The sequence below is a fragment of the Kitasatospora sp. NPDC051164 genome, assembly GCF_044455625.1.
Lineage (GTDB): Bacteria > Actinomycetota > Actinomycetes > Streptomycetales > Streptomycetaceae > Kitasatospora.
The window spans coordinates 1-21,498 of the sequence record NZ_JBITFB010000061.1; the positions used below are offsets into that span (position 1 = coordinate 1).

The following is a 21,498-nucleotide window of genomic DNA, read 5'->3' on the forward strand; positions in this document are numbered from 1 at the left end:
AACCTCCGCACCACCGTCCGGTTCGCCGAGGCGGTCGACGCCCTCCTCGCCGACGGCTACGGCACCTTCGTCGAGGTCAGCGCGCATCCGGTGCTCGCGATGGCGGTGCAGGACACCGCCGAGGCGGCCGGGCACGACGCGGTGAGCGTGGGCACGCTGCGCCGCGGCGAGGGCGGCCCGCGCCGGGTGCTGGCCTCGCTGGCCGAGGCGTGGGTGCGCGGCGTGGCCGTCGACTGGCGGGCCGCCGCCTTCGCCGGCACCACCGCCGTCCCGCCGCTCGAACTCCCCACCTACGCCTTCCAGCGTGCGCACTACTGGCCGCGCCCGTTGACCGGCTGGCTGGGCGACGTCACCTCGGCCGGTCTCGGGTCCGCCGACCACCCACTGCTCGGCGCGTCCCTCGCGCTGGCCGACGGCGACGGCGAGGGGTACCTGTTCACCGGCCGGCTCGGCCTGGACTCGCACCCGTGGCTGGCCGACCACGCCGTCGGTGAGCTGGTGCTGCTGCCGGGCACCGCGTTCGTGGAGCTGGCCGTCCGGGCCGGCGACCAGGTGGGCTGCGACCGGCTGGACGAACTGACTCTGGAGGCACCGCTGTTCCTGCCCGCGCAGGGCGGGGTGCAGGTCCAGCTCTGGGTCGGCGCACCGGACGACGGCGGCCGGCGCGCCGTCAGCCTCTACTCCCGGGCGGAGGCGGCCGAGGCGGAGGAGCCGTGGATCCGGCACGCCGCCGGCCAGCTGTCCGCAGCTCCTTCGACCGACGCCGGCCCCGACCTGTCCGAGTGGCCGCCGGCCGCTGCCGAGGCCGTCCCGGTCGACACCGTCTACCAGGGCTTCGCGGCGGCCGGGTTCGACTACGGCCCACTGTTCCGGAGCCTGCGCGCGGCCTGGCGCCGCGACGGCGACCTGTTCGCCGAGGTGGAGCTGCCGGAGGAGAGCCGCGACCAGGCGGCCCGCTACGGACTGCACCCGGCGCTGCTGGACGGCGCGCTGCACGCCATCGGCCTCGGCGGTGTGCTGGCCGGTGCCGGACAGGCCCGGCTGCCGTTCGCCTGGGGCGGGGTGCGCCTGCACGCGGCGGGGGCCGCCTCGCTGCGGGTGCGGATCACCGCACAGGGCGCCGACGCGGTCTCGCTGGCAGTGGCGGACGGCACCGGCGCGCCGGTCGCCACGGTCGAGCAGCTGGTGCTGCGGCCGGTCGCGGTGGACCGGCTGTCGGCGGGTCGGACGGCCTTCCACGAGTCGCTGTTCCGGGTCGACTGGTCGCCGGTGCCGCTGGGCCCGCCCGTCGCGAGCGCGCCGGGCGAGGGCTGGGCGGTCCTGGCCGCAGAGCCGGACCTCGGCGGCCCGGGTGCCGGTGCTGCGGCGGATGCGGCTCGGCTGCTCGGCCTCGGCGGGGCGACCCCGTACGGCGGGCTGGACGCGCTGTCCGCCGCCGTCGCGGACGGTGCGGCCGCCCCGGGCACCGTCGTCCTGCCGCTGCTCGGCGGACCGTCGGAGCACGGGACGGACCCGGTGTCCGCGACCCGTGCCCGGCTGCACGCCCTGCTCGGCCTCCTCCAGCAGTGGCTCGACCTGGAGCCGTTCGCGGACTCCCGTTTGGTCGTGGTGACTCGCGGGGCGACGGCCCCCGCCGATCCGGAGGCCACCGCCGACAGCCCGGCGACCCCCGGCGACCTGGCGGCGGCGGCCGCGTGGGGATTGCTGCGGACGGCCCAGGCGGAGCACCCGGACCGGATCGTCCTGGTCGATCTGGACGCCGACCCGGCCTCGCTGCACGTCCTGCCGCGTGCCGCCGACTGCGGCGAGCCCCAGGTGGCCCTGCGCGCCGGGGACGCGCTCGCCCCGCGCCTGGCGCGGGTGCCCGACGCCACCGACTCCACCGACACGGCCGACGCCACGGGGCCCGCGCTCGACCCGGACGGCACGGTGCTGGTCACCGGCGCGCTCGGCCTGCTCGGTGCGCTGGTCAGCCGCCACCTGGTGACGGCGTACGGAGCGCGGCGCCTCCTGCTGGTCTCGCGCCGGGGTGCGGCCGCCGAAGGGGCCGACGCGCTGTCCGCCGAGCTGACCGCGCTCGGCGCCGAGGTGACGCTCGCCGCCTGCGACGTCGCCGACCGCGCCGCCCTGGCCGCGCTGCTCGACGGCCTGGCGCACCCGCTGACCGCCGTCGTGCACGCCGCCGGCGTGCTGGACGACGGCCTGCTCGCCTCGCTCACCCCCGAACGGCTCGACGCCGTGCTGCGCCCGAAGGTCGACGCGGCGTGGAACCTGCACGAGCTGACGGCCGGCCACCCGCTGGCCGCGTTCGTCCTCTTCTCCTCCGCCGCCGGCGTGTTCGGCATGGCGGGCCAGGGCAACTACGCGGCCGCCAACGCCTTCCTGGACGCGCTCGCCGAGCGGCGCCGCGCCGCCGGCCTGCCCGCGACCGCGCTCGCCTGGGGCCTGTGGGCCGAGGAGAGCACCATGACCGGCGACCTCGGCGAGGAGGGCGTCCGGCGGTTGGCCCGCGGCGGCGTCATGGGACTCTCCTCCGCCGAGGGCCTGGCCCTCTTCGACACCGCACTGGCGCTCGCCGGCGCCACCCGGGCCCCTGCCGACGCCGATGACCCCGCCGCCGGCCCCGGTGGCGCGCTGCTGGTACCGGCCAGGATCGACCTGGCCGGGGTGCGGGCCGGCGCCGCCGCGACCGGCCGGGTGCCCGCGCTGCTGCGCGGCCTGGTCCGCATCCCGCTGCGGCGCTCCGCGGCGGCCGGCGGTTCCTCGCCGCAGCTGCTGGCCGAGCGGCTGGCCGGGCGGTCTGCCGAGGAGCAGGACGGCATCCTGCTGGAGCTCGTCCGGATGCACGCGGCGGCCGTGCTCGGTCACCCGCGGCCGGAGGCCGTGGACGCCGAACGGGCCTTCCTGGAGCTGGGCTTCGACTCGCTGACCTCCGTGGAGCTGCGCAACCGCCTCGCCGCGGCCACCGGCCTGCGGCTGCCGGCGACGCTGCTCTTCGACCACCCGGCGCCGCGGCTGGTGGCCGCCAGGCTGCGTACCCTGCTCGGGGCGTCCCGGACGTCCGGTGCTGCGACGGACGGGCCGGGTACGGAGCCGGCGGCCGGCAACGGGGAGAGCGGGCGCCCGTTGGGCAGCATCGGCGCCCTGCTGCGGTCGGCGGCGGCGACGGGCCGCAGCGGCGAGTTCATGGAGCTGCTGTTCGCGGCCTCGCGCTTCCGTCCGGCCTTCGACGCGGCCGAGGCCGCGTCGGCGTCGGCGCCCGCGATGGAGCCGGTCCGGCTCGCCGAGGGGCCGGAGCAGCCGCTGCTGGTCTGCCTGCCCTCGCTGCTGGCGATCTCCGGGCCGCACCAGTACGCCCGGCTGGCCGCGGCCTTCCGCGGGCGGCGGGCGGTGAACGCGCTGCCGCTGCCCGGCTTCCTCGACGGCGAGCGGCTGCCCGCAGACGCGGCGGCGATCCTCGAACTGGCGGCGCAGAGCGTGCTGCGGGTCGCCGACGGCGCGAAGTTCGTGCTGCTCGGCCACTCGACCGGCGGCCTGCTCGCCCAGGCGACCGCGGTCCGGCTGGAGGAGCTCGGCGCCGGACCGTCCGCCGTCGTGCTGGTCGACACCTACTCCTTCACGGCGCCCGCCGCGCCCGGCGCCCCGACAGCGGGCGGCGGGGCGACCTCCGTTGCCGAGCTGCTGCCCGTGCTGACCGGCGCGATGCTGGCGCGCGAGGGTGCGTACGTGCCGATGGACGACGCCAGGCTCACCGCGATGGGCGGCTACCTGCGGCTGTTCACCGGTTGGCGCCCGGCGGGGATCGCCGCTCCGACGCTGCTGGTGCGGGCGCCCGAGTCGCTCTCCGCGCCCGGCGCCGGCGCCGCGGCGCTCACCAGCGGGGCCCGGGCCTCCTGGCCGCACGAGCACACTGTGCTCGACGGTCTCGGCGACCACTTCACCGTCATGGAGGAGCACGCCGCCGCGACCGCCGGGCTGATCGAGAACTGGCTGCGCGAGGTCTGCTGAGCCAGGTGCCGGCGCCTCCCGCCGCGGCGGCGCCGGCACCGCCACGGGCACCGGCCCCGAGTGCCGGTGCCGTCCGCGCCGTCCCGGCCCGACCCCCGGCGGGCCGGGACGGCCCCCCGCACAACCGCGACCCACCGACCCACCCACCCGTCCTTCGACCGAAGAGAGAGATCCCGCATGACCGCGCCCGACCCCGCCGAGTACGACCTCTGGATCCGCCGCTTCCACCAGGCCCCGGACGCCCCGGTGCGGCTGCTGTGCCTGCCGCACGCCGGCGGCTCGGCGAGCTTCTACTTCCCGGTGTCCGCCGCACTGTCGCCGGGCATCGAGGTGCTCGCCGTGCAGTACCCCGGCCGGCAGGACCGCCGCTCCGAGCCCAGCATCGGGACGGTCGCCGAGCTCGCCGACCGCATCCACCGGGTGCTCGCCCCGGTCGAGGACGACCGCCCGCTTGCCCTGTTCGGGCACAGCATGGGTGCGGTCCTCGGCTTCGAACTGGCCCGGCGGCTGGAGGCGGACGGGCGCGCCCCGGCCGTGCTCTTCGCCTCCGGGCGCCGCGGGCCGGCCACCCACCGGGACGAGCGGGTCCACCTGCGCGACGACGACGGCCTGGTCGCGGAGCTGAAGACGCTCAGCGGCACCAACACGGCACTGCTCGGCGACGAGGAGATCCTGCGGATGATCCTCCCGGCGATCCGCAACGACTACCGGGCGATCGAGACCTACCGCCGCCCGGAGGGCGGGCCGCTGAGCAGCCCGATCGTGGCGCTGATCGGCGACGACGACACGAAGTCCAGCGTGGAGGAGGCCAAGGCGTGGGCCGAGGAGACCACCGGCGACTTCAAGCTGCGGGTGTTCCCCGGCGGCCACTTCTACCTCGCCGCGCACCAGCGGGAGGTGCTGGCCGAGATCACCGACGGGCTCGCCGCGCACTCCGCCTGACCGGGCGGCAGTACGCCGTCGGCCCCGCTGGGCGAGCGGGGCCGACGGCGCATGAGGAGATGTGATGTGGTCGTTCTGCCGCGCCGGTGCGGAGCGCGGAGCGGGCTACGGGAGCGATCGGGGATCAGGCGTAGCCGGCGGTGCCCCCGCCGGCCGCCAGGCACAGTTCGCCCGGCAGGTCGCTGCGCCGGGTGACCTTGAGCTTGCGGTACACCCGGGTCAGGTGCTGCTCCACGGTGCTGACGGTGATGAACAGCTCACGCGCGATCTCGCGGTTGGTGTGCCCGAGCGCGGCCAGCGAGGCGACCCGGCGCTCGGCGTCGCTGAGGCCGTCCGCAGAGGCGCCCCCTGCGGTCTGCGGAACCTCCTCGCGCACGTCGGAGAACAGGTTCGACAGGCCGCGCTGGATGGGCTCGGCCCGGTGCTCCTTGGCCAGCTGCCAGGCGCGGGTCATCATGATCCGCGAACGCTTGTGGTCGCCGAGCTTCTGGTGGGTGTAGCCGAGGTCGGCGAGCGCCAGCGCCAGCTCGATCGGCGAGTCGCTGCGCTGGAGCTCGTCGACGGCCTGCCGCAGCAGTGAGGGGCGGTGCTTGAGCTCGGCGACGGCGGCGCTCAGGCGCACCGTCATGCCGCGGGAGCGGGACGGCCCTGGTTGCAGGCGCCGGGTCTGCTCGTCGATCAGCACCTTGGCCTTCTGGGAGTCGCCGGCCTGCAGGTGCACCCGGGCCGCGGCGCCGCGCCACGGCACCACGCTCGGCAGGTCGAGGTCCCAGTCCTGCATCATCTCGCCGCAGATCGTGAAGTCGTCGAGGGCGGCCTGGGAGTTGTTGGTGGCCAGCCGGAACTCGCCTCGCGCATAGAGGTAGTGCAGGCCGTAGCGGGTCTTGTAGATGGCCTGCGGCACCGGGCGGTTGAGCAGCTCCGCGGCGTCCTCGTACTTGCCCATCGCGGTCTGCGCGCAGAGCAGGGTGGCCAGCGGGAGGGCGATGTTGACGCCCCAGCCCTGCCAGGGCATCGCCTCCAGGGCGGCCATCGCGTCGCGTTCGGCGTCGGCCAGCCGGCCCTGGCGGGCGGCGATCTGGCTGCGCAGCGCCAGCAGCGGCGGGCGCCAGCCCTCGGCGGCGTTGCCGATCCGCTCCAGCAGCTGGTCGCAGCAGAGCGCCGCCCGGTCCAGCTGGTCGCCGTAGATCAGCGCGAGCAGGGCGAACTCCGCCTGCTCCCACGAGCGGTAGGTCAGGCGCAGGCTGCGCAGGACCTGTTCGGCGGCGAGGAAGGTGTGCTCGCGGGCCCGCCCGCTGAGCACCTCGTCCAGGACGGCAGCGGCCTGCAGCTGCGGGTCGGCCCGGACGGCGGCGGGGGTGTGCCCCTCGTCGACCCGGCAGGGACCGAGCGGCGGCAGGTCGGCGATGGCGCCGGGGTAGGAGCTGGAGAGCATGAGCTTGACGGTCTGCAGTTCGGCGGCGGTGCGGCTCTCGACCGTCCACTGCTGGCCGATGATGTGTTCGAGGATGGCCGAGGCCTCGGTGATCCGGCCGTGCCGCAGCAGGTACTTGAGCACTACGACGGACTGGCGTTCGCCGAGGTCGCCGGAGCGCAGGGCGGAGGTGAGCTGCGGCAGGTGGCGGACGGCGTTGCCGGCCTGGAGCTGCCACTCGACGCCGGCCAGCAGGGTCAGCACCTCGCCGCGCCGGCGGCGGTCGGTGCAGCTGCGGTGGGCGTGCTCGACGCAGCGCCGGGCCAGTGCGGCGTCGCCGTCCACCAGCGCCTCGCGGGCGACGTCGCAGAGCACCTTGGTGCTCCAGGCCTCGCCGGGTTCGGTGGAGGCCAGCAGTTGCTCGGCGATGGCCCGCTCGGGGGCGCCCCGGGTGTAGAGCAGGTGGGCGGCGCGGAAGTGCAGGCGGCTGAGCTCGCCGGCGTCGGTGTCGTGCAGGACGGCGGTGCGCACCGCCGGGTGGCGGAAGCGGCCGTGCTCCAGCATGCCGGCCGAGTCGAGGCCTCTGATCACGCGTTCGACCGAGGCGGGGGAGCGGTCCACCAGGTGGCCGAGCACCTGGACGCAGCTCTCGTCGCCGAGGACGGCGATGCCGCGGGCGACCGCCAGCGCCGAAGCCTCGCTGCGGTGCAGGCAGCTGACGACGGCTTGGGAGAAGGCGTAGCCGGCCCCCAGAGTGGCGGACCGGGCTTCGGAGGGCAGTCGGGTACAGGTCCGTAGGTCGTCCAGCAGGGCGTGGACGAGCAGCGGGTTGCCGCCGGTCAGGGCATCGACCCGGGCGCAGAGCTCGGGGGCCGCGAGCTCCTCGTCGCGCTGCCCGACGGTGCGCCGGCCGTCCTCGAGCCGTGCGCCGGTCAGGGCGCTGACGCCGTCGTGGCTGAGCGGGCCGAGCATCACGCGGCGGCAGTTCGGCTGGCGCAGCAGTTCGGCGTGGAAGGCGGGCTGCGGGTGCTGGGAGGCGGTGCGCTCGGTCAGGACCACGGCGATCCGGGCCGAACCGAGCCGCCGGATCAGGAAGAGCAGCCACTGCAGGGAGTGCTCGTCGGCGTGGTGCACATCGTCGACGCAGATCAGGATCGGCGACACGGTGGAGAGTTCGAACAGGACGGCGCAGAGTTCCTGAACCAGATCGCCGCAGAGCCGGGCCGGTCGGCCCGCGTCGGAGTCCGGGCCGGTCCGTGCGTGGAGGGCGGACGGCGCATCGGCCCCGGCGGCCGCGGCGGAGGTGACGGCGAGCCGCAGCAGGCGCTGGACGTGCTCGTGGCGCGCCGGGTTGAGCGGGGCGTGGCGCAGCAGCTGGCCGGCGATGCTGAGCGGCGTGTGGTCCTCGGCCTGCGCCCCGACGGCACGCAGGGTGACGAAGCCTGCCGTGTGGGCCTGCTCGCACAGTGCGCTGAGCAGGACGCTCTTGCCGGTGGCGACCGGTCCTGCCACCAGGCCGACCGCTCCCACCCCGTTCAGTGCGTCGGTGGTGATTCGGCTCAGCTGGAGCAATTCCTCGCCACGTTCGATCAATTCGGTTCGGGGCGTCATGTGCTGGGCTCCTCGCTTCGGTTCCCGACAGCCGACCGTGGCGACTGCCCGGGTACGAGGGCGCGTTCGCGCACGGCGGCACGGAATGTTCAAAGGCGTTCCCGGCAGGCCTCCGGGCCTCGGCTCGCGGGGGCCGGTCGACGGGGCGTCGGTTCGCCGGGATCGGGGCGTCGGCACCGCTGCCCACCGGGCGAGTCCTCGCTGGCGGCGCCGCTCGCCTCACTGACTGGCAGGCGAGAAAACGAAGTTGACGGTGCGTCTGGATCTGTGCCGAAGCGATCCGTTCGGCTGCCCGTTCCCAACGTGTTGAATGCCATATCCCATAGCGTTGAACACTGTTCCCCCGGTGAACTGGCGGCGACAATTCCGGTCCGGCCCGAATGAAGAATGATCCGGGATTCAACCAGAATCGCGATCGCACGGATTGCATGCCCGTCCGCTCCGCCACTGTGGCCGTCTGCCGAGGCCGTGAAAAGGAGTTGCGGGACAACTGGTCAGAACATAACACTGCCGAACCCCGCCGGACGATACCTGCCATCAGGAACTGATCAAGATTGGTAGCCGCTAGGAGCCCTAGGGGTAGGGGTAGGGGCCCCCGTTCGGCGGGGTCGAAGCCGCAAATCCGGGCTAATCGCCCATCTCGCCGGGCCGCCGCCCGCCCGCGCGGCGGCCCGGAGCCGTCAACTTCCGAACAGGGGCACCCGCCGGCGCCGGCCGGGGCCGCTCATTTCCGTAACTGTCCCGTAATTACTCGGACATACAAGCGAACGGCCGGTTTCCCGCAGCGGAGCGCTGCTGAGGGAAACCGGCCGTCCGTGGGTGGGCGATTCGGTGGTCGTGAGGTGGAGCGGTTGTGTGTGGGCGGGTCCGGCCGCGGTCGGCGCGGGATGCGACCCGCCGGGCCCGGGCCGATGTCCGCGGCCTGAGGGCAGCGACCTACGGCTGCCGGCAGTCGGAGCGGTCGCCGTCCTGCGGAGGGACGCCGCCGGTGTCGTTCGCGGTCCCGTCCCGGACGACCAGCCGGCAGCGGCGGCTGCGCAGCGTGCCGGTGAACGCCAGGTGCGGGCCGAGGTGGCCGACGATGCGGTCGGCGGCGGATTTCGAGATGCCGAAGAGAGTGGCCACCTCACGCATGGTCAGATCGGTTCGCCGGTACGTCATCACCAGCAGGACCCGGTCCTCCAGTCCGAGAGCCCAGCGCCGGCCGGCCCGCGGCCCGTCGTCTCCGGCGAGGGGGCGGAGTGACTCCAGCAGTTCGGCGAACTCGTCGGCGGCCAGACCGGTGAGCAGTTTCACCCAGGTCGTCTCCGCCGCGCTGATCAGCTGTGCCATCGCCCGTCCTGCCCGGTCCGGTGTTGCGCCGCCGCCGGCCTCCGTCCGGCTCCGGGGCGGCGGGCCGGACCGGCACGGCTCCCGACTCCCGAGGTCCGGTCGCCTCGTGCCCGGCCGTCCCGGGCCCAGCCCCCACCTAGCGTCCACCGCTGCCGTCCCCCATCGCTACCCAGCCCGACACCCGCATGCCTGCCCACGAGGCGTGCGCTCACTCCTCCGGCAGGAGGAGCGGCGCGATCTCGTCGAAGACGTCCCCGGGGCCGGGATTGGCCGGGTCGGTGGCGCCGCCGAGGTGGTGCACCACGCCCCATACCGCGTTGAGTGCGGTGGTGACCGCGCCCTCGGCGAATCCCGCCGTCCAGGAGACGTCGTCCCCGGCCAGGAAGAACCCGCGCTGACCGGCCGGGAAGCCGTCCTGCACGAACTGGGTGAACAGCCTCCGCTGATAGCGGTACTGTCCGGGCAGGTTCGCCTTGAAGGCGCCCATGAACAGCGGCTCGGTCTCCCAAGTCACCGTAACGGGCGGTCCGATGATATGCCTGCGGAGATTCACCGTGGGATAGATTTCCGCCATCCGCGCGAGCAGGACCTCCAGCCGCTCCTCGTCGCTGAGCGTGGCGAACTTCAGCGAGTCGTCGTTCCACGTGTACGACAGGCAGATGACGCCCGGCCGGTCCGGGCCGCCCTGGTCGAACAGGTAGACCCCGCGCGGCGCACGGTCGGTGAGCGTCATGCTCATCATGTCCGCGCCGGTGGCGGGGTCGCGATCCAGCCAGAACGGCCGGTCCGTCAGGACGAACAGCTTCGAGGCGCCCATGTAGTGGGTCCGCTCCACCGCCGTCCAGTGCTGCTGGGAGAGCAGGGCCGGGTCGCACGCGACCCGGTTCAGCAGCGTCCACACGTGCGGTGTGAAGACCACCGCCGCGTAGCGCTCCGACACCCCGTCGGCGTCCGTCACCTCCACGCCGTCGCCGACCCGGCGCAGCGCCCGCACCCCGGGACGCGGCCGCCCGCCGTGCAGGGTGGCCAGCGAAGTACCGGCCGGCCAGTGCCCGCCCGGGCCGGCCGGGCGCGTCCACAGCCCGTCCACGAACCCGCCGGTCCCGCCGACCAGCCGCACCTGGTCCTGGTCGGCGCCGGTGAACACCACCCGCAGCACCTCCAGGATCGAGTTGGGGAAGTCGGTGTCCCAGCCGCCGGTGCCGAAGCCCACCTGTCCGAAGATCTCCCGGTGCCGGAACGAGCGGAAGTACGGCGAGGCCGCCAGGAAGCCGTAGAAGGACTGGTCGTCCAGGGTGCGCACCATCCGGTTCCACACCGCCTTCAGCAGCGGGGCGTCGCGCCGACGGACGGAGTCCTCCACCACCGCCAGCTCGGCCTGCTCCAGCAGCGTCTTCTCCCAGGCGTCCGACACCTCCCGGTACACCGGCGGCAGGTCCTCCGCCGTCCGCGCCACCCGGTGCTCGCCGTTCAGGTGCACCAGGGTGCTCGGGGTGTGCGCCGACAGCGGGTTGGGGAACGGACTGGTCTCCAGACCGAGCGCGTCCACGTAGTGGAAGAGCGCCCGCGCCGACCGCGGGAAGCGCATCGCGCCCATCTCGGCCGAGACCGCCGGATCCGCCGGGAAGGGCACCGCCCGCATCCGGCCGCCCAGTTCCCCGGCCTCGTACACCACCGGGCGCAGGCCCAGCCGCAGCAGCTCGTAGCCGGCCACCAGGCCCGCAACGCCGCCGCCCACCACCGCGACCGGCGTGCCGCGCCGCTCGGCCGGCACCCGGCCGAGCCCGGCCGGATGAGCCAGCCAGTCGTCGTAGGCGAACGGGAAGTCGGGGCCGAACATCGTCAGCGGGGCGGTCAGTTCACGCGAGAACGCGCCGGTACCGGGAGACATGGGACACCTTTCGGGGCCCAGCCCACAGGGTCAGCCCAGTCGGGTGGGCAGACCCTCGTAGAGCTCGGGACGCCGGTCGTGGAGATAGGGAGTGTCGGCGCGCGCCTTCGCCACCACGGCCGGGTCGACGTCCGCCAGCAGCAGACCCTCGACGGGTTCCTCCAGGGTCACCCGCGTGCCGTCCGGCGCGGCCACCGTGGTCAGCCCGCAGAAGTCCAGGCCGCCGTGCGCGCCGATCCAGTTGCTGTACGCCACGTACAGCTGGCTCTCGAAGGCCCGGGCCGGCACCAGGGTCCTGGCGACGACGTCCCAGGGCCGCATCAGCGCCGTCGGCACCAGCAGCAGCTGGGTGCCGGCCATCGCGTGCGCCCGCACCGGTTCGGGGAACTCCACGTCGTAGCAGACCAGCAGCCCCACGGTCAGCCCGCCGAGGCGGGCCTGCACCACGCCGCGGTCGCCCGGGACGAAGCGGGAGGCGTCCACGTCGCCGAACAGGTGCGCCTTGCGGTAGGCCGCGAGGGTGCCGCCGTCCGGGCCCACCAACCGGGCCGCGTTGTAGACGCCGGTGCCGTCGTCCTCCGGCCAGCCGTGCACCACGGCGATGCCGAACTCCCGGGCGACCGCGGAGACGGCCGCGCAGTGCGGGCCGTCCACCGGCCCGGAGGCCTCGGCCAGGTTGCCGGGCCGCAGCGGATAGCCGCCGAGGGTCATCTCCGGCGCGATCAGCAGTTCGGCGCCCGCCTCGGCGGCCCGGCGGGCCGCCTCCCGCAGCCGCGCCACCAGGTGCGGGACGTCGGGGGAGCCGCACGCGGCCTGCCAGCAAGCAATCCTCATCGCGTGCGTCCTCAGGTAGCGGGTGCCGTCGTCCCCGGGCGTCGTTCGCCGCCACCGACGCTAGGCGGACGCCGCCCGCCCCGACAACCCCTGGTCAGCGAGGGTCCGCCGCGGCCGCCGGCCTAGGGGCCGCAGGGGTGCCGACAGGGGTGGCGGCCGCCCCGGCCGGCGCGGTTGTGTTCCACCGGGACCCCTGCCCCCGGCACCGCCGGCCGGCCCCGTCCCGTCCCGAACCGCCGACAGAACGGGCTGACATGACGACCGGTGAGCCGGGGAGCAACGCACTCGTCTTCCCCGCCATGGGCCCCTCGCGCTTCGCCGACTTCGGCCGCTTCATGGTGGTCAACGCCGCCGCGCGGAAGTACTTCGCGGCCGCCGACGAGGTGCTCGGCCACAGCGTCTTCGACGCGCTGCGCGACAGCGACGACGACTACTCCGAGACCGCGCAGGTGGCCTCCTTCGTCGCCTCGCTGGCCCTGGTCGAGTGGGGTCTGGCCACCGGCCGGCAGGAGCCGGCCGACTACTGCGCCGGCGTCAGCTTCGGCAAGTCGGCGGCCGCCGCGCACGCCGGCGTGCTGCCCTTCGAGGAGGCCGTAAGCCTGGTCGCCGAGACCGCCCGCTGCGAGGCCGCGTACTTCACCGAGCACCACCGCGACATCGTCACCCACTCCTTCGTCAAGATCGGCCCGGAGCTGCTCGACGAGCTGCTCGCCGAACTCGCCGACGCCGGGGAGTGGTACGAGGTCTCCTCCCGGCTCGACCACGATCTCTGCATGGTCTCGCTCTCCGAACGGGCCCTGGACGGCTTCAAGCGCCGTATCGGCGACAGCGGGGGCTACTCCCTGTACACGATGCGCCCGCCCGCGCACGCGAGCATCTTCGGCCCGCTGCGCGACCGCGTCGAGCAGGACGTCCTCGCCCGCTACCGGCTGCGCGACCCGCGCGTGCCGATCGTCTCCGACCAGGACGGCTCGCTGGTGGAGAGCGCCTCGCAGGCCTCGGCCTGGCTGCTCGGCGGATTCGTCCGCCCGATGAACTGGCCCGGCGTGGTGGCCACCCTGGCCGACCTCGGCGTCGACCGGATCACCATCGTCGGCCGCGACCGGCTGCTGCGCCGGCTGCGCTGCACCGTCGACAACTTCACCACCAGCACGCTTGCCCCCGAAACGGCACTCACACCAGCCGCCTGACCGGCCGTCGGCGCACACGCGCGGCCGAGCGGCCCCGAGGAAGGCACCACCCCTTGACGAACCACCCCGGTGCGGCGGACGGCACGCTCTTCGCGACCAGCGACCTGCACATCGGCTACCAGGAGAACCGCGCGATCGTCGAGGGCCTGCGCCCGCACGGCCCGCGCGACTGGCTGATCGTCGCCGGTGACATCGGCGAGATCGCGGCCGACGTGGAGTGGGCCCTCGGCGTCCTCGCCGAGCGCTTCGCCACCGTCGTCTGGGCACCCGGCAACCACGAACTGTGGACCCACCCCTCCGACCCGGTCGCGCTGCGCGGCGTCGCCCGCTACGAGCACCTGGTGCGCATCTGCCGCGGCCTCGGCGTGCACACCCCGGAGGACCCCTACCCGCTCTGGCACGGGGAGGGCGGCCCGGTGCGGATCGCGCCGCTGTTCGTCGGCTACGACTACACCTTCCTGCCGCCGGGCACCCGGACCAAGGCGCAGGCCCTGGCCCGGGCCCACGAGAGCGGCGTGGTCTGCTCCGACGAGTACCTGCTGCACCCCGACCCCTACCCGAGCCGCGAGGCCTGGTGCCGGGCCCGGGTGACGGCTACCGAACGCCGGCTCGCGGCGGAGGACCCGGCGGTGCCGACCGTCCTGGTCAACCACTACCCGCTGGTGCGCACCCCGACCGACGTCCTGTACTACCCCGAGTTCGCCCAGTGGTGCGGCACCACCGCCACAGCCGACTGGCACACCCGGTTCCGCACGGCGGCCGTCGTCTACGGGCACCTGCACATCCCGCGCAGCACCCGCTACGACGGCGTCCGCTTCGAGGAGGTGTCGGTCGGCTACCCGCGCGAGTGGCGCCGACGCGGACCGGGCGCGCCGGCCGGGCTGACCCGGATCCTGCCCGAGCGGGGTGCCCGGTGATCGAACGGATCCTGCCCGACGGGGTCGCGGTGGCGGAGTCCACCGGGGTGCTGCCGACCGCGGCCGCCGAGGCGCCGGAGCTCTTCCCCGAGGAGCAGGAGCACATCGCGGCGTCGGTGCCGCTGCGGCAGGCGGAGTTCCGGGCGGTCCGGGCCTGCGCCCGACGCGCCCTGGCCGCCCTCGGCCGCCCGGCCGTCCCGCTGGTGCCCGGTCCGCGCGGGGAACCCCGCTGGCCGGACGGCCTGGTCGGCAGCATGACGCACTGTGCCGGCTACCGCGCGGCCGCCCTGGCCCCGGCCGACCGCCTGCTCAGCCTCGGCATCGACGCCGAGTCCGACCTGCCGCTGCCCGAGGGCGTCCTGGAGGCGATCGGCCGCCCGGAGGAGCTGCCGCAGCTCGCCGCCCTGCGCCGCGCGCGGCCCGAGCTCCACCCGGACCGGCTGCTGTTCAGTGCGAAGGAGAGCGTCTACAAGGCGTGGTTCCCGCTGACCGGGCTGATGCTCGACTTCACCGAGGCGACCCTGGTGCTCTCTCCGGACGGCACCTTCACGGCACGGCTGCTCGTCCCCGGCCCGGTGGTGGCCGGCCGCCGGCTGCCCGGCTTCCGGGGGCGTTGGCTGGCCGCGTCCGGCCTGGTCCTGACGGCGATCGCCGTGCCGCGGCCCTGAACGTCCAGCACGGTTGCGGTGAAGGGGAGTTGACGGACCGGGGCGACCCCGCAGGGGTGGGGGCGGATAGGGGTACTGCAGCCGCCGACCCGTCGGTAACGTCCCGGACGTGGCGGAGCTCGGGCGATCCCGGCCGGGCCCCGACCGCCGGTCGTGCGGCGCGCCCGGCGCCACGGGCGCCCGACCCAATGCCGCGTCAGCCGACTGCCGCGGACCTCCCCCTCGGCCCCGGATCCGACGCCCGCGCGCCGCAGTGGCGGGCGCGCCCCCTCGGTGGCCGCCGAGTACGAGAAGGAAGAGTGAGCCGATGGCGGCAAAGATCTTTGCGGAGGACTCGGCGGCGACGCTCGCCGAGTTCGAGCAGGACACCCTGAGGGTCGCGCAGGTGCTGCGCGAGCGCGGCGTCGGACTCGGCAGCCGGGTGCTGCTGAAGGCCGGGAACTCCGTGAGCTACGTCTCCGTGCTCTTCGCCCTGATGCACCTGGGCGCCTCGGTCGTCCTGGTGGACCAGCAGGAGAAACGAGAGGCGACCGGCTCGATCATCCGCCGCGCGGGCACCAAGCTGGTGCTGGTGGACGACGACGCGCCGGTCCCGCCGGAGTCCGACCCGGTCCACCTCTACGAGCTGATCTCCGCCGCCCCCGAGGTCAGGGTGACGGATCAGCACCTGGACTTCGGCGCCTGGTGCGACCTCGACGACGCACTGATCATGTGGTCCTCCGGCTCGACCGGCGCACCCAAGGGCATCGTCAAGAACGGCGGCCGGTTCCTGAAGAACCTGGAGCGCAACGCCCACCACATGGGCCATACCGCGGATGACGTGCTGCTGCCGCTGCTGCCGTTCTCGCACCAGTACGGCCTGTCGATGGTGCTGATCGCGTGGATCGTGCAGGGCTCGCTGGTCATCGCCCCCTACAAGCGCCTGGACCGGGCGCTGCGGATGGCCGGCCCCTCCGGGGCCACCGTGCTGGACGCCACCCCGGCGACCTACCGCAGCATCCTGGGCATCCTGCGCCAGAGGCCCGTCCTGGAGCGCTCGCTCGGCGCCGTCCGGATGTTCTGCAGCGGCGCCGCCCCGCTCGACCAGTCGCTCACCGACCTGTACGTCGAGCGTCTCGGCCTGCCGCTGCTCGACAGCTACGGCAGCACCGAGGCCGGCAACGTCGCGTTCGCCACCGCCGACAACGCGGTCTCCTGCGGCCGGGTCATGGACGGCCTGCGGATCCGGGTCGTCGACGACGAGGACCGCGAGGTGCCGGCCGGAGTCGTCGGCGAACTGCTCGTCGAGACACCGGACGTGATGATCGGCTACCTGACGGACGAGGGCGGCATCGACCCGGTCGCCCAGGACGTCTTCCGCACCGGCGACCTCGGCTACCTGGACGCCGACGACAACCTCTTCGTCCTCGGACGGAAGTTCGCCGTGCACCGCAACGGCCACACGCTCTACCCGGAGATCGTCGAGCGCAAGGCCGCCGCCGGGGGCTGCGCCACCCGCATCGTCGCGCTACCCGACGAGCGGCGCGGCAGCAGCCTGGTGTTCTTCGTCGAGGACGAGCAGCTGCGCGACGCCGCCCACTGGCGGGCGGTGCTGGGCGAGCTGCTGCCCGTCTACGAGCAGCCGAACCGGGTGGTCGTCGTGGAGGGCTTCCCGCTCAACCGCAACGGCAAGCCGGACAAGCGCCGGATGTCCGAGCTCGCCCTCGCCGGCGCGGGCCCGGCGGCGCCGGACGCCTGAGCCGGGTCGGCTCGGCGGGGCCGCCGTCCGGCACCCGGACGGCGGCCCCGCCGCGCGTCCGGCCGCGGCCGCCCGGTCAGTCCAGCAGCCCGCGCTCCATCGCGGCCAGCACCGCCGCCGTCCGGTCGGACACCTCCAGCTTGCGGAAGATCCGCAGCAGGTGCGTCTTCACCGTCGCCTCGCCGATGTGCAGTTCGCGGCCGATGTCGGCGTTGGTCAGACCCCGGCCGACCAGCTGCAGCACCTCGCGCTCGCGCGCCGACACCGGCGGCGCCTCCTGCGCCCGCGCCCGGAACAACCGGCCCGCGACGGCGGGGGAGAGCACCGTCTCGCCGCGGGCGGCGGCCCGCACCGCGTCGATCAGGTCGCTGCGCGAGGTGCCCTTCAGCAGGTAGCCCGCCGCGCCCGCCTCGACCGCGCGCAGGATGTCCGCGTCGCTCTCGTACGTGGTCACCACCACCACGCGAGGGCGCCGCGAGTGCGCCAGGATGCGCGCGGTCGCGGTGACGCCGTCCATCGTGCCCATCCGCAGGTCCATCAGCACCACGTCCGGGTCGAGCGAGGCGGCGAGCACCACCGCCTCCTCGCCGCCGCCGGCCGTCCCCGCGACGGCGATCCCCGGCGCGGACTCTAGCATCGCCGACAGGCCCTCGCGGACCACGGGGTGGTCGTCCGCGATCAGCACGGTGATCGCCCGGGCAGCGGGGGCGGGCGGCGTCATCGGTTTCCTCCGTCGGGATCGTCGCGGGTGCTGTCGTCGGGCCGGGCCGGGCCGACGGTGCCGAGCGGCACCCGGACGTCCACCACCGTCCCGAAGCCGGGCCTGCTGGACACCCGGGCGGTGCCGCCGGTCTCCGCGAGCCGGGCCCGCAGTCCGCGCAGCCCGTACCCCTCGGTCGGCCCCGCGGTGTCGAACCCGCAGCCGTTGTCGGTGACCGTCAGCCGCACCTCGCCGTCCGTGAACTCGGTCCGCAGCGCGACCCGTCGGGCGCCCGCGTGCTTGCGGACATTGGCCAGCGACTCCTGCGCGGCGCGCAGCAGCACCACCGCGACCGCCGTCGGCAGCGGGAACTCGGTGCCCTCGGCGGTGTAGTCGACGGTCAGCCCGGTCTCGGCGGCGAACGCCCCGCCCCGGCGCCGCAGCGCCTCGCCCAGCGAGTCGCCGCGCAGCGCCGCCGGGGTGAGCGCGGCGACGAAGCCGCGGGTCTCCGCCAGGTTGTCGACGGCGGACCTGGCGGCCAGTGCGAGGTGCCGCCGGGCCAGCTGCGGGTCGTCCTCCAGCTCCGCCTCCGCGGTCTGGATCAGCGCGATGATGCTGGTCAGGCCCTGGGCCACGGTGTCGTGGATCTCGCGGGCCAGGCGTTCGCGCTCGGCGGCGATCCCGGCCTGGCGCGACAGCCGGGCCTCCCGCTCCCGGCTGCGCTCCAACTCCTCGATCAGCCGGCCGCGTTCGCGGCTCTGTTCGATCACCCTGGTGATCCACAGGCCCAGCAGCACGGTCAGCGCGATCCCCAGCAGGGTCAGCGGCAGCACGCCGAGCACCTCGGGGCCGAGCCGTCCGCTGCTGACCCACACCAGGGCGGGCGGCACCAGGTTGGCGCAGAGCACCACCGCGATCCCGAGCGAGGACGGCAGGCTCATCAGCAGCATCGGGCAGACGGCGAACAGTGCGAAGGCGGCGGCCAGGTCGAGGACGGCGGCCACCGCGAACAGCGTGAGCAGACCGGCCGCGAACCAGCGGCTGCGGGGCGGCCGTTCGCCGCCGCGCAGCAGCGGCCGCCCGAACGCGGCGTACCAGGGCACCATCAGGGTCAGTGCGGCGACCGCGCCGGCGACCCGGCCCGGCGCGGCCTGCGAGGTGAGCAGCAGCCCGGCGGTGACGAGGTAGCAGAGCCCGAAGTAGGCGTCCCACAGGCCGGCCCAACGGGCCATCGGATCCTGTCGGAAGGCCGCCTGCGCGCCGTCGGCGCGGACGTCCGGCACACCCGGCGCACCCGGGTCGGGCGGGTCGGAGGGGACGGGACGGACGGCGGCGGGGGGCTGGTCGGGCAGGGCACGGGCTGGCACGCTGACCAGTCCTACCACGCGCCCTCCGCCGCGTGCACCCGCCGACCGGCGGCCCGTCGGCCGGGCCGGTCCGCGCCGCGCCGTCGCCCCGGGTGTCCACCGACCGGTGGACACCCGGTCCGTCCACCGGTTGTTCCGGCACCCGCGCCGCGTCCCTAGCGTGGAGATCAGCGAGGACGAACCGCGTTCCTCGACGGACGATCCTCGGGAGCCGCACCACATGAGCGGGTTCACCACCACCCTGGTGGTCAGCGGGACGGTGCTGGCCGTCATCCTGGCCAGCGACCTCGGCCGACGCCGGGTCACCACCATGCGCCTGATCCGGCCGCTGATCGCGGTGGCCGCCGTGATGGTGCTGTTCTTCCACAGCCCGCAGCTGGCCGGCAACGACCTTTCGCTGCAACTGGTCGGCATCGGCATCGGCATCATCCTGGGCCTGACCGCCGGGGCGATGCTCCCCGGCGAGCTGGATTCCGACGGGAACGTGTACACCCGGGCGGGCCTGCTTTACGCATTGTTCTGGCTCCTGATGTCGGCGGCCCGGGTGGTCTTCGTCTACGGAATCGAGCACTGGTACACCGCCGATATCATCGAGTTCGCCATCAAGTACCGGATCAGCGGGCCTGACGTGTTCTCGAATTCGCTCGTGCTGATGGCACTCGCCACCGTACTCGTACGCACGGTCGTGGTGCTGAACCGCCGCCGACGCCTCCGGGTCACCATCCGATAGGAACAGGACAGGAAATGCCCTCATCCGAAGGACTCCGGCTGCGGCCGCCGCGGCACCGGGTGGAGCGCCGCGCCCTCGCCTGGTGGACGGTGCAGGCCTCGCTGATCCCCGTACCGCTCATCCTGGCCGCCGCCGCGCTCTACCTCCTGATCCCGCCGGCCCGGTTCGTCTTCGGGTGGGTGCTGCTCGGGGTCACCGTCCCCGGCGTCGCGTACATCGCGGTGATGCCGCAGTGGCGCTACCGGGTGCACCGCTGGGAGACCACCGACGAGGCCGTCTACACGGCCTCCGGCTGGCTCTGGCAGCGCTGGCGGGTCGCCCCGCTGTCACGGATCCAGACCGTGGACACCGTCCGCGGTCCGCTGGAGCAGCTGTTCGGGCTCGCCGGGATCAAGGTCACCACGGCCTCCGCCGCCGGCGACGTGACCATCCGCGGCATCGACCACCGCAGGGCCGTCGAGGTCGTCGAGCACCTGACCCGCACCACCCAGGCCACCCCGGGGGACGCCACATGAGTACCGAACCCGCAGGGCCCGAGCAGCCCGGCACCGCCGACCCCGTCGCCGACCCCGCCACCGTCCCCGGCCAGCGCGCCGGGACCGCGCCCGTCGACGGGCCGGAGGGCCCGGACTGGCAGCGGCTCAGCCTGCGCTCCGTCCCCGTCCACCTCAGCTGGCTGCTCGCCCCCGCCGCCACCGCGGCCGGCACCGCGCTCGGCGGCCACGGCAGGCTGAACCTGCAGGCCCTGATCACGGTCGCCTCGCTCACCATCGCCTTCGGGGTGGTCGCCGGCATCAATCTGATGCGCTGCCTCACCACCCGCTACCGCGTCACCCACGACCGGCTGGAGGTCCACAAGGGCCTGCTGTTCCGCAGCCGCCGCACCGTCCTGCTGGGGCGGATCCGCAACGCCGACGTCACCGCCAAGCCGCTGCAGCGCCTCGCCGGCCTCGCCGCGGTCACCGTCGGCGTCGCCGCCGTCGGCTCCTCGGGCGGCTCGCTCACCCTGGACGGCGTCACCCGCGACCAGGCCGCCGCGCTCCGCCGGGACCTGCTCAACCGGCGCGCGGCGCTGCTCGCCGCCGGCCACGACGGGCAGGTCGAACAGGCCGCCGACGACACGATCGCCGCCTTCGACCCGTCCTGGACCCGCTACGCCCCGCTGACCGTCTGGGGCGTCGGCGGCCTGTTCGCCGTGCTCGGCGCCGCCTACCGCACCCTGCACGAGATGCAGGTCGACCCGCTGGAGCTGGGCGTCGTCCGCAGCGCGGCCGACGCCTTCACCGCTGTGCCCGTCTGGGTCGCCGTCCCGGTCACCCTGCTGGCCGTCGCCGCCGTCGGCACCGCCGGCGCGGTGGCCCTGTACGTCGAGGGCTGGTCCGGCTTCCGGCTGGCCCGCGAGGAGGGCGGCATTCTGCGGGTGCGGCGCGGACTGTGGATCCACCGGTCGGTCTCCATCGAGGAGCGGCGCTTGCGCGGCGTCGAGCTGGTCGAGCCGCTGCTGCTGCGCTCGGGCGGCGGCGCCCGGCTCCAGGCCGTCGCCGGCGGACTCGGCTCGGCCGAGGAGAACCGCTCCCGCGGGGCCCTGATGCCGCCCTCACCGCGTTCCGAGGTGCTCCGGGTCGCCGCCGCGGTGCTCGGCGACGACCGGTCGCCGACCGAGCGCGCCGACCTGCACCGCCACCCCCGCCGGGCGCTGCGCCGCAGGCTCAACCGGGCCCTGCTGGTCGTCCTGCCGGTGGTCGGCGCGGTGGCGCTGCCGGGCATCTGGCTGCCCGCCTTCCTGGTCGCCGCCGGGATCAGCGCCGCCGTGCTGCTGCCCGCCGGCGCCCTGCTCGCCGCCGACGCCCACCGCGCCCTCGGCCATGGCCTCACCGGCCCCTACCTGGTGGCCAGGTCGGGCACCTTCGTCCGCCGCACCGTCGCCCTCCGGCGCGAGGGCGTGATCGGCTGGACGGTCTCCCGCTCCTACTTCCAGCGCCGTGCCGGGCTGCTCACCCTGGGGGCCGCCACCGCGGCCGGCGCGGGCGTCTACCGGGTGCGCGACGTCGCCGAGGGGGAGGGGCTGGCCTTCGCCGAGGAGGCCGTGCCCGGGCTCCTCGCGCCGTTCCTGGTCCGCGACTGACCGGACCGGCACCCGGCTCACCCGGGTCGCG

General features: G+C 74.8%; 15 protein-coding genes. 9 read left to right on the forward strand and 6 right to left on the reverse strand.

What is annotated here, in order from left to right:
- Positions 1–4,008, forward strand: a 4,008-nt coding sequence (locus ACIBEC_RS45135) for a type I polyketide synthase (protein ID WP_396290668.1), incomplete at its 5' end; no start/stop codon positions are given.
- 177 nt (positions 4,009–4,185) lie between these two features.
- Positions 4,186–4,950 carry an alpha/beta fold hydrolase gene (locus ACIBEC_RS45140; RefSeq protein WP_360509076.1) on the forward strand — a complete coding sequence of 255 codons (765 nt, stop codon included), beginning with the start codon at positions 4,186–4,188 and terminating at the stop codon, positions 4,948–4,950.
- 124 nt (positions 4,951–5,074) lie between these two features.
- Here the strand turns inward: ACIBEC_RS45140 and ACIBEC_RS45145 are convergent, their stop codons facing one another.
- From ACIBEC_RS45145 to ACIBEC_RS45160, 4 genes are all read right to left on the reverse strand, one after another.
- The gene (locus ACIBEC_RS45145; RefSeq protein WP_360509074.1) at positions 5,075–7,975 is read right to left on the reverse strand and encodes an AAA family ATPase; all 2,901 of its coding nucleotides are present in this window, start codon (positions 7,973–7,975) and stop codon (positions 5,075–5,077) included.
- Positions 7,976–8,911: 936 nt separating this feature from the next.
- Positions 8,912–9,307, reverse strand: coding sequence for a transposase family protein (locus ACIBEC_RS45150; protein WP_360509072.1), 396 nt, complete (start codon positions 9,305–9,307; stop codon positions 8,912–8,914).
- A gap of 208 nt (positions 9,308–9,515) precedes the next feature.
- Positions 9,516–11,198, reverse strand: a complete 1,683-nt coding sequence (locus ACIBEC_RS45155) for an NAD(P)/FAD-dependent oxidoreductase (protein ID WP_360509070.1) — start codon at positions 11,196–11,198, stop codon at positions 9,516–9,518.
- A gap of 30 nt (positions 11,199–11,228) precedes the next feature.
- The gene (locus ACIBEC_RS45160; RefSeq protein ID WP_360509068.1) at positions 11,229–12,032 is read right to left on the reverse strand and encodes a carbon-nitrogen hydrolase family protein; all 804 of its coding nucleotides are present in this window, start codon (positions 12,030–12,032) and stop codon (positions 11,229–11,231) included.
- 254 nt (positions 12,033–12,286) lie between these two features.
- Here ACIBEC_RS45160 and ACIBEC_RS45165 point away from each other — a divergent pair, with 254 nt between their 5' ends.
- The 4 genes from ACIBEC_RS45165 (at position 12,287) to ACIBEC_RS45180 (ending at position 16,545) form a co-directional block, all read left to right on the forward strand.
- Entirely contained in the window at positions 12,287–13,222 is a 936-nt protein-coding gene (locus ACIBEC_RS45165) for an ACP S-malonyltransferase (protein ID WP_360509066.1), read from the forward strand.
- 53 nt (positions 13,223–13,275) lie between these two features.
- Positions 13,276–14,139 (forward strand): metallophosphoesterase, encoded by an 864-nt coding sequence (locus ACIBEC_RS45170; RefSeq protein WP_360509064.1) that lies wholly within the window; start codon positions 13,276–13,278, stop codon positions 14,137–14,139.
- Positions 14,136–14,807 (forward strand): 4'-phosphopantetheinyl transferase superfamily protein, encoded by a 672-nt coding sequence (locus ACIBEC_RS45175; RefSeq protein WP_360509062.1) that lies wholly within the window; start codon positions 14,136–14,138, stop codon positions 14,805–14,807. Before ACIBEC_RS45170 ends, ACIBEC_RS45175 begins: the two co-directional genes overlap by 4 nt.
- Before the next feature lie 307 nt (positions 14,808–15,114).
- Positions 15,115–16,545: a class I adenylate-forming enzyme family protein gene (locus ACIBEC_RS45180; protein WP_360509060.1), complete on the forward strand. Its 1,431-nt coding sequence runs from the start codon at positions 15,115–15,117 to the stop codon at positions 16,543–16,545.
- A gap of 76 nt (positions 16,546–16,621) precedes the next feature.
- On the opposite strand, the gene ACIBEC_RS45185 is transcribed toward ACIBEC_RS45180, so the two are convergent.
- Positions 16,622–17,266 carry a response regulator transcription factor gene (locus ACIBEC_RS45185; RefSeq protein ID WP_360509058.1) on the reverse strand — a complete coding sequence of 215 codons (645 nt, stop codon included), beginning with the start codon at positions 17,264–17,266 and terminating at the stop codon, positions 16,622–16,624.
- Positions 17,263–18,612: a sensor histidine kinase gene (locus ACIBEC_RS45190; protein ID WP_360509056.1), complete on the reverse strand. Its 1,350-nt coding sequence runs from the start codon at positions 18,610–18,612 to the stop codon at positions 17,263–17,265. The genes ACIBEC_RS45185 and ACIBEC_RS45190 overlap by 4 nt, the downstream gene beginning before the upstream one ends.
- Before the next feature lie 220 nt (positions 18,613–18,832).
- Between ACIBEC_RS45190 and ACIBEC_RS45195 the strand changes: the two genes are divergently transcribed.
- From ACIBEC_RS45195 to ACIBEC_RS45205, 3 genes are read left to right on the forward strand one after another with little or no spacing between them, the layout of a single operon-like run.
- Positions 18,833–19,342, forward strand: coding sequence for a hypothetical protein (locus tag ACIBEC_RS45195; RefSeq protein WP_360509054.1), 510 nt, complete (start codon positions 18,833–18,835; stop codon positions 19,340–19,342).
- 14 nt (positions 19,343–19,356) lie between these two features.
- Complete coding sequence (locus tag ACIBEC_RS45200) at positions 19,357–19,857, forward strand: PH domain-containing protein (protein WP_360509052.1); 501 nt, start codon at positions 19,357–19,359, stop codon at positions 19,855–19,857.
- Positions 19,854–21,467 (forward strand): PH domain-containing protein, encoded by a 1,614-nt coding sequence (locus tag ACIBEC_RS45205; protein WP_360509050.1) that lies wholly within the window; start codon positions 19,854–19,856, stop codon positions 21,465–21,467. The genes ACIBEC_RS45200 and ACIBEC_RS45205 overlap by 4 nt, the downstream gene beginning before the upstream one ends.
- The last annotated feature ends 31 nt before the right edge of the window (positions 21,468–21,498 follow it).